Below are 7,641 nucleotides of genomic sequence, written 5' to 3' on the forward strand. Positions count from 1 at the left end.
AAATGTACAAAATAACAGCGAAATTTTTAAATCTATTTCTTATCGATACAAATTCCTCGTAGGCGCTCGGGACCCCTACAAAACGTTGAAGGCCAGTTGAGCAAAGCGAAACCAATTATTCGTCTTTTATATTCCAGCTGTATTCCTGGAACAAATAATTATTCGTATTTAAAAGGGATTTTTCCCATTATTTCCGTCTGCAGTCTATCATTTAACAATATAAATACGAACGTTCAATATATTCTTTGCATAACTACCGATCAATATTTTTGAAAACGGCTTAGAATTGCTCTCTCATCACTATAATTATCATTAATAATTGAATATAGAATAACCCCCAAAAAAAGATTTTCAGGGGTGGGGTTTTATTTACTTACTAATTTTATCGATGCAAGCTTTCCCAGTTTCATCAAGCAATGGTGTAATTCCTCCTTTAGGAGTTTCTAAATAATTCACACCAGTAACAGTATCAACTACAATTTTATAGCCTAATAGAGTTAAAGATTCACTTTCTTTTTCAACAAAACGTTTGTCTTTAAATACATGTTCCTTACATTTATGTCTGTCTAATGGTACGTTATCTGATTGTTCTATCAACTCACTATTTGAATTATCCCCGGCAACCATCATGCCTAAATTTTTATCATAATAAATATATTCTCCACCTAGTATTAAGGTTAATGGCATAAAAATCTTCCTTTCTTTAATTTTCTTACCGTCCTTTTTGTTCATTTTCTACGCACAATCAATCGATTAAACAGATTGCCTCTTATTCCAACAAGTAAATTTCAAGTGCAAATCATCCTATTTTTAAATAGGATCTGTTGTCAACTTTTTCTTAATTCTATCAAAAACCGGAAGATTTTGCTTGCAAACCAATTCCCTTTTACTAAATTAAAACAGGTTTTTATTTAGTATGAAACAGAAACCAACATTGAAGTAAATCTCATTTGTTTATTCTTTAATTATTGTAATTGCTACATATTCTCCTTGTTTCTGTTTGTATCGGCGATGGCATTTAGGACAGTAAAAGTAATTTTTTTGATAAACACTTTTTGCTAATTCCCCACAGTCACACTCCACGTGAAAAGCAATATTTCGATTAAAACTAGTTATTTCAATGCCCCAACGATCATAAGATTTTCGCTTCATAAAAATTTTCCTCCTTGTACATTTTACTAACGATTATAAATACCGTTGCCATTCTTTCAACTGTTGACTAATTAACGCATAAAATTCGACTTCTGATAAAATGGTAATCTCATGACCTAACGCAATCAAGTCCCGCGCGGTTTATTCCTTTTTTCTATAGAGAGAATCATCAAACAACGACTTAGAATACTGACCACAAACCAGGAAATTTGTTTTTGAAGTAACACTTGATTGACAATGGCCGTTTAAAGAGTGAACCAAATCGATGGCTTGGGTTCGTGTCATTTGCTGCAGCGTTCCAGTAAAAACGACCCTTTGATTCGTTAAGTCCATTTTCAAACTCTCCCTTCCCGTCTAATAGCTGCTATATCTATCAAGAAAAGTGGTGCAAGGTATTTTCATATTCTTTCACCCGTCGATAAAAGGTATTTCGTTTCATGCCCAATTGATCCATAGCGTAGACTGCAGTTATTTTTCCTGCTTTCCAGTCAGAATAGATCGCAGGAAATTCAGGAGGTAAAGCAATTTTCTTTCTGCCGAATTTTACACCCTTTCGTTTCGCAGCTTCTACGCCTTCTCTTTGCCGGCTATTAATTCGTTTCCGTTCGTCTTCGGCCATATAGCTGAGTAATTGCAGAATTAAGTCAGAGATAAGCGTCTCTAACCCATCTAGTTGCTTGTAACTAGCAGTATCTAACAGAGGCATGTCTAACACAGAAATATCAATCTGCTTTTCCTTAGTTAATTCTCGCCATTCTTCTAAAATCATTTGTTTATTTCTGCCTAGTCGATCTAATGATTGTAGATAGAGTAAATCTCCTTTTCGAAACATCCGTTTCATTAATTGATATTCAGGGCGTTTAAAATCTTTGCCGCTGGCTTTTTCAATAAAAATATATTCTTCAGGGATTCCTAATTCCTTCGCGGCAATCAGTTGTCTTTCGATCGATTGATCGTAACTACTAACTCGGATATAAAAAAATTTTCTCATCATTATTATCTACCCTTTTTTCACTAAAATTGTTTCAAAAAACTTACATCAAATCAGAAACGTTTCAAATTGTATTATGTAATTATTATGCCATACATAAACAAGGTAAATCAAGGCATGTCAAAAAGTATACTTTTTGAAACGGATGAAAAAAATCAGAGGAACAAACAATTATTTTGCCTGTTCCTCTGATTTTTATTCATTTCACTTATAGATAAGATTAATTTTCGCTAAGCATTCTTGGATTACTTCTTCAGGGGCTTCCTCAACGAAATCAAAACCTCTTGAAACAATATCAATACTTCTATGATGTTCGAGCAAGATTTCGCCTGTTATTTTCATATTTTTAGTAAGAGGTACATGCAGAGGAAACGCTTTTCTTTTACTTGTGATAGGGGCAACAGATACCATATTTTTGAGATATGGGAGACGCTTTCCTAGAATAATACACGGGCGCTTTCCCTGCTGTTCGTGTCCTTTAGTTGGATTTAAATTAATATACACAACATCGCCTTGCTTTAATTCATTTACACTTTTTTTCATAATAACTCTTCTCCTACAGGACTGCCCCAATCATACTCGGTTTCATTTAAATCTCCACCTTTATAATCTGAAAATAATTCTTCTAGCGTACTAGGAAATGTCGTTTTGGGTGTAAGGATAATTTGACCTTGTCTAATAACCATTTCAAATTTAGCTGTTTGGCCCTTGATACCTAGCTCTGCTAATTCTTCTTTAGATAATCGAATTCCCTTAGAATTACCCCACTTTTTTAGCTCAATTTCTTTAACTAGCATATGATCACCTCTTCTCGTCCATTATACCACGAAGGGATATACAAGTATATACATTTGCAGTGTTTTTTTAACATTCCTACAGTACTTTCATTATCCTATCATGAAAAGTTAGATTTGCATGTTTTTAACTTTCACGACATTATTATCGGAAAGAAGATTGTGAACTTTTTAGGTAGTAGAAGCCTTGATATTAGTACTTCTTTTTTTCGTATAAAATTTGAACTTGACCATCCATAAATATATTTTTAGGCAGTTAAAATCCTTAAAAAAAACAGACCTCAAGGTCTGCTTTTAAAGAAACTATTTATCCAATTTTTCTTTTACATCTTCAACAACATCTTCAACTTTGTCTTTCGCATCAGAAGCGACTTCTTTTACTTTGCCAATGGCTTGATCTAAGAAACCTTCTGCTTTTTGTTGATCATCGCCAGTCACATTTCCTGCCACTTCTTTTGCTTTTCCTTTGATTTTATCTGTCGTTCCTTTATCTGTCATAATGAATTCCTCCTGATATTTTATTTTTGTTAGTTGGTATCTGAAGACTCTAATTCTTTACTAGCACCTTCAATGGCTTTACTAGCTTTTGTTTTTCCTTCTTCTACTTTTTCTTTGCCTTTTTCAACTGCTTCACTGGCTTTATCTTTCGCTTCATCAAGCGCGCTGCTTCCTTTTTCCTTTGCCTCTTCTACTTTAGAAGAAGTAGCTGTAGAATTCTCTGTTTTCTTTTCTTTACTTCCGCCACACGCAGCTAATGATAATACAGCTACTCCGGCAGCAATTGTCAATACAATCTTTTTCAACTTTCTTCGACCTCCGTATATCAATTTTTTATGGTACATATTAATTATAAAACAAATAAATCAAAAAATATAATGGTCTAAAGTCTGATTTTTCACCTTACACACTTTATAAATCATGAGTGACATGGTATAAAGAAGTTGTAAGAAACACAAATCACTTCTTTACAAATCTATCTCTTTTGCCAGTCGGCGGAAAACGACTGGCTATTTATCTGGTATTTCAATTGAAATAATGGTTAATCAGTGGTCTATTGACTGTTACAATTGTTCAAATGTATAGTTGAAATTGAGATGAATTATTAGAAAAGAGGAACCCTTATTTTAAAGGATTCCTCTTTTCTATTTGGTGCTTATGTTCCAGTCTCATAATTCATCGATTTTAACATTGAGAATTACTTCTGACATGAATGGCTACTGAATGTCTTGTTCTAATACCCATTTGTTAATTCCTGAAAGAAAATAAGCTAATTTTGAATTAGAGCGTCTAAAAGGTTTCACTTTTAGAGCAGTATATTGTTTATTTCTTACATTAGTTGGAATTGCTTCTCCAGTTTGATATTGACTAGCTTTAGATAGTAAAGTTACTTTTTTATTAAGCAGTGGTGTAGGAAACTCTTTTACATCCTGCTCTAATACCCACTTATTTATTCCCTCTAAATAATAAGCAACCTTAGAATTCGATTGTGAAACGCTTTTCACATCCTTGATAATGTACTCTTTATTTCTTAAATCAGTAGGAATTTTTTCTCCAGTTTGATAGTAAGTAGCTCTTGATAATAAAGTAGCAATTTTACCTTTCATTGCATAATTTATTGGTTCTTTCCTAAAATTAATACCAGAATACTTCCATGAATAAACATTATCATTTAATTTCCAGTTACTCATATCTTTTTGATTGGTTAACATCACTTTTTGCCACCAAGGATTCCAAAAATAGTAATAAGAATCCAATTTATTATTTTTTGCTATAATATAACCAATGATAGTAATTCCATGTGATTTTGCAGGATTAAAATTTTGAGTAACGTTATCTAAAGCAACCCATATTGGCGCCTTCTTATCAATTTGTGTTTGAACTTCTGCTGGTGTCAATCGACTATTTTTTATATCCAATGTATACCCATATTCCTTTTGCATAGTTTGGATAGTATGTGCGAAAGGCTTACTTGTAATATATTTCCCGTCGACCAACTCTTTTTCTGAAGCAGTAGGGAAAGTTTTTTTAATAAACGTTTTTGCGTTGGTTACAGCTTTCCCTTCAACCGAATTAATCATTGTTGATAACGTATAAAATGTACACCAAGGTTCTAATCCTTGTGTTTCTGTAATCATCCAATTAGGAATAATATTTCTATTGTATTCTGGAACGGTGCCATCCGGAACAGAACGTTTCTGCCTATTAAGGCTGGCTATCTCTTGTTTAATATCAACGGCTTGTTCACGATTCGGTTCTTCTGAAGACAGAAGTTGGTGACTCTCGCTATCAAGGTTCAAAGAAAAGCTAGTGTCTTCTGCTGTAGGTATTAGACTATTTAATTGTTCAACAAACTGACTAGAAATCGTTAGTGCCGGCATATTATCTACCAAAGAAACTTCTAATATATCATTGATAGTCCCAGATTGTCTTTCGATAATAGGGAAATAGGCTGTTTGGCTATCTGTTTCATTGGTTAAAGTAAATGGCTGTCCTAAATAAAATGCTTCTATATTTAGTGGCCCTTGATCTTCTACTGCTGTTAAATTTTCGAAATAAAATCGCCAATCCTGTTGTGCATGTGCAATTAATTCAGGATTAACTTCATGCGTTTTAATAAATAATTTAGAGTTATTCATATCTGTTGCTAAAACAGTACTTCCCGCAAAAAAAGTCAACATAAGTAGTACAGTTCCTATTAATAATTTTTTTAAACCCAATTAAACTCACTCCTCCTATAAATTTATCCTAATGTAATAGATCCAATGTAAGTATAATCTTTTTGCGGATTCCCATTCATCGAAAAGTCAGTGACTTTTAAAGAAGTACTGTTAGTGTTTATATTAATTGATGTTGGAGTCAAATATCTTGCATTCCAAATACTTGCCATTTTAAAATCTTTGTTCGTTTGCCCATCCCCTTTAACAAATACATACCCATATGCAACTGTAAGCAGATAAGGTTCCATCCAATCTGCTTTATTTGGCTTAAAACATAAGAAAATAGGCTGCTGTTTGTCAATTTGTTGCTTAATAGCATCGTAATTAATTACGGATTCATCCTTCCACTGCATATTGACCCCAAGAGATTGTGCATAGCGTATACAATCTTTAATGGAAGCTGATGAGTTATTAAGCTCCGTGTCAGTTTTTTTAGGATAAACAAACTTTAGAATAGATTTAGCAGAAATATCGGTTCGCTTCGTTTTGTAGTTAAGAACTTTTGCAAACGCATGTTCAGTTCCTTGCAAATCATCATATTTTTCAAGAGAATTAAATCCTTCTAAGCTTTTTATTTGAGGAGCTGATGCTGCAAAGGTTTGCCCCCCATAACCCAAAAAGAAAGTTAGTACCGTAGTTAAAATAAATATTTTTAGAATAGTTGTTTTTCTCTTAGTCACTGCTGAACACTCCTTATCACCATTTATTTATAATTAATGAATTATTTAGTAGATATACAGAAATACCTGCAAAACTAGGTCAATCTTCAAAAGAAACCTAGCGTTGCAGGGAAAAATGTCAAAAAGTTTTATTTTCCTTTATATTCATTTTGAGACCATACACTATATACAAATGTAAATTTATTTGCTTCTAGAACAATTCCTGAGTAATTATTTTTTAACTCTGTATTTGTAGCCATATTGTCAAAATACATTGCTGTTAATCCAGAAACAGCAGCTACAACGCCAGCGAAAGGAGCAAGAGGACCTGAAGCAAATATTCCAACAACTGTGGCTATTCCACCTCCACCATTTAATACAAAAGCTGCATCACGCATATTTTTAATAGATTCTTTTGCAGTATTGTGATCTTGCCAGCTACGATAGTAATTCCAGCCCTCTTCAAAATAGTTTCTATTGTATGGGTTTGCATTTCTTTTCGAAATGCTATGCGTTTGAAATTGAGTATTATCAATTGATTCTATAGCAACGCTATAAAATGATTCTTTAGTATAATCCAAGTCTAATTGCTGGTTAAGTTTATCAAAATCAAAGCTGTAAACAATATTTTTTACATCCTCTTTGTTGTAAACATAATGACCATCCTCAATACGTAAAACGGATGTAATCTGATCTTGCATAGCTAAGAATTCATTCGTAGCCTCAGCTTTTTCTTTATTTTGCTGAATACTACTTATTTCATCATTACCAGCCGCAACAGCAACACTTGGCACTCCCAAACCACTCAAAAGACTAATTGCAACAATAGAAGACACAAAAAACTTTTTCATATCAATTCTCCTTAAAAATTATTTTTGTAACCCTTTACACAAGTATACATCTGTATTAGAATCAAGTAAAGGTTTTTTATTAGGAGGCTGATTATGAAAATTATTACAAAAAAAAATTATTTTTTATGCACAGTATTTCTTATCTTTCTTTTACTATATTTTTTTATAAGTGAACACTCTTATTCAAAAGCGTGGGAGCAACCGCTTCTCATTTTAGGACTTATAATTTGGTTAATTTTTTCAGTTCTTTATGAAATAAAGAAAGAAAACTATTCTAAATCAAAAGTATGGACCCACTTCATAGTGTCACTAGTTACTTTAGCTCAAGCATTTACAGTCAATGAAATAGTATCTAAATCAGCTTTATTTTTATTTTCTAGTGTTTGTTTCTTTTTGACATATTATGAATATAATAAAGTCAAGCAGAAGAAGTAATCTGCTTGGCTTCCGTCGTAATGAGCTATTGGAAATTACAGA

11 protein-coding genes and 1 pseudogene are annotated in these 7,641 nt (G+C 32.7%); 1 reads left to right on the forward strand and 11 read right to left on the reverse strand.

What is annotated here, in order from left to right; all coding sequences use genetic code 11:
* Positions 1 to 369: 369 nt before the first annotated feature.
* The 11 genes and pseudogenes from KQI94_RS14705 to KQI94_RS14755 form a co-directional block, all read right to left on the reverse strand.
* Positions 370 to 687: a DUF6440 family protein gene (locus KQI94_RS14705; RefSeq protein WP_010824100.1), complete on the reverse strand. Its 318-nt coding sequence runs from the start codon at positions 685 to 687 to the stop codon at positions 370 to 372.
* Between the two features lie 267 nt (positions 688 to 954).
* Positions 955 to 1,152, reverse strand: coding sequence for a hypothetical protein (locus KQI94_RS14710; RefSeq protein ID WP_048669782.1), 198 nt, complete (start codon positions 1,150 to 1,152; stop codon positions 955 to 957).
* A 33-nt stretch (positions 1,153 to 1,185) separates the two neighbouring features.
* Positions 1,186 to 1,485: pseudogene (locus KQI94_RS16845) on the reverse strand (BRCT domain-containing protein).
* A 40-nt stretch (positions 1,486 to 1,525) separates the two neighbouring features.
* The gene (locus KQI94_RS14720; RefSeq protein ID WP_025191668.1) at positions 1,526 to 2,143 is read right to left on the reverse strand and encodes a recombinase family protein; all 618 of its coding nucleotides are present in this window, start codon (positions 2,141 to 2,143) and stop codon (positions 1,526 to 1,528) included.
* Positions 2,144 to 2,347: 204 nt separating this feature from the next.
* Positions 2,348 to 2,686 carry a type II toxin-antitoxin system PemK/MazF family toxin gene (locus KQI94_RS14725; RefSeq protein WP_125241108.1) on the reverse strand — a complete coding sequence of 113 codons (339 nt, stop codon included), beginning with the start codon at positions 2,684 to 2,686 and terminating at the stop codon, positions 2,348 to 2,350.
* On the reverse strand, positions 2,683 to 2,940 hold the full coding sequence (locus KQI94_RS14730) for a toxin-antitoxin system, antitoxin component, AbrB family protein (RefSeq protein WP_174091583.1): 258 nt from the start codon (positions 2,938 to 2,940) through the stop codon (positions 2,683 to 2,685). Before KQI94_RS14730 ends, KQI94_RS14725 begins: the two co-directional genes overlap by 4 nt.
* A 300-nt stretch (positions 2,941 to 3,240) precedes the next feature.
* A complete protein-coding gene (locus KQI94_RS14735) occupies positions 3,241 to 3,435 on the reverse strand; it encodes a CsbD family protein (protein ID WP_010714351.1) in 195 nt (64 codons plus the stop codon).
* 29 nt (positions 3,436 to 3,464) lie between these two features.
* The gene (locus KQI94_RS14740; protein WP_174091584.1) at positions 3,465 to 3,740 is read right to left on the reverse strand and encodes a hypothetical protein; all 276 of its coding nucleotides are present in this window, start codon (positions 3,738 to 3,740) and stop codon (positions 3,465 to 3,467) included.
* Between the two features lie 411 nt (positions 3,741 to 4,151).
* The gene (locus KQI94_RS14745; RefSeq protein ID WP_174091597.1) at positions 4,152 to 5,615 is read right to left on the reverse strand and encodes a C47 family peptidase; all 1,464 of its coding nucleotides are present in this window, start codon (positions 5,613 to 5,615) and stop codon (positions 4,152 to 4,154) included.
* A 62-nt stretch (positions 5,616 to 5,677) separates the two neighbouring features.
* Complete coding sequence (locus KQI94_RS14750) at positions 5,678 to 6,334, reverse strand: C47 family peptidase (RefSeq protein WP_240069912.1); 657 nt, start codon at positions 6,332 to 6,334, stop codon at positions 5,678 to 5,680.
* Between the two features lie 128 nt (positions 6,335 to 6,462).
* Positions 6,463 to 7,164: a hypothetical protein gene (locus KQI94_RS14755; RefSeq protein WP_174091585.1), complete on the reverse strand. Its 702-nt coding sequence runs from the start codon at positions 7,162 to 7,164 to the stop codon at positions 6,463 to 6,465.
* Between the two features lie 93 nt (positions 7,165 to 7,257).
* On the opposite strand from KQI94_RS14755, the gene KQI94_RS14760 reads away from it, so the two are divergent.
* On the forward strand, positions 7,258 to 7,599 hold the full coding sequence (locus KQI94_RS14760; protein ID WP_125241104.1) for a hypothetical protein: 342 nt from the start codon (positions 7,258 to 7,260) through the stop codon (positions 7,597 to 7,599).
* Positions 7,600 to 7,641: the final 42 nt, after the last annotated feature.

It is taken from the genome of Enterococcus sp. S183_ASV_20, assembly GCF_018919685.1.
GTDB classification, from domain to species: domain Bacteria; phylum Bacillota; class Bacilli; order Lactobacillales; family Enterococcaceae; genus Enterococcus; species Enterococcus faecalis.

Excerpts from the sequence above, each read along its gene's own strand:
- KQI94_RS14755 (WP_174091585.1), bottom strand. The coding sequence starts at position 7,164 with ATGAAAAAGTTTTTTGTGTCTTCTATTGTTGCAATTAGTCTTTTGAGT.
- KQI94_RS14760 (WP_125241104.1), top strand. The coding sequence starts at position 7,258 with ATGAAAATTATTACAAAAAAAAATTATTTTTTATGCACAGTATTTCTT.
- KQI94_RS14745 (WP_174091597.1), bottom strand. The coding sequence starts at position 5,615 with ATGTTGACTTTTTTTGCGGGAAGTACTGTTTTAGCAACAGATATGAAT.
- KQI94_RS14735 (WP_010714351.1), bottom strand. The coding sequence starts at position 3,435 with ATGACAGATAAAGGAACGACAGATAAAATCAAAGGAAAAGCAAAAGAA.
- KQI94_RS14725 (WP_125241108.1), bottom strand. The coding sequence starts at position 2,686 with ATGAAAAAAAGTGTAAATGAATTAAAGCAAGGCGATGTTGTGTATATT.
- KQI94_RS14730 (WP_174091583.1), bottom strand. The coding sequence starts at position 2,940 with ATGCTAGTTAAAGAAATTGAGCTAAAAAAGTGGGGTAATTCTAAGGGA.
- KQI94_RS14710 (WP_048669782.1), bottom strand. The coding sequence starts at position 1,152 with ATGAAGCGAAAATCTTATGATCGTTGGGGCATTGAAATAACTAGTTTT.
- KQI94_RS14705 (WP_010824100.1), bottom strand. The coding sequence starts at position 687 with ATGCCATTAACCTTAATACTAGGTGGAGAATATATTTATTATGATAAA.
- KQI94_RS14720 (WP_025191668.1), bottom strand. The coding sequence starts at position 2,143 with ATGAGAAAATTTTTTTATATCCGAGTTAGTAGTTACGATCAATCGATC.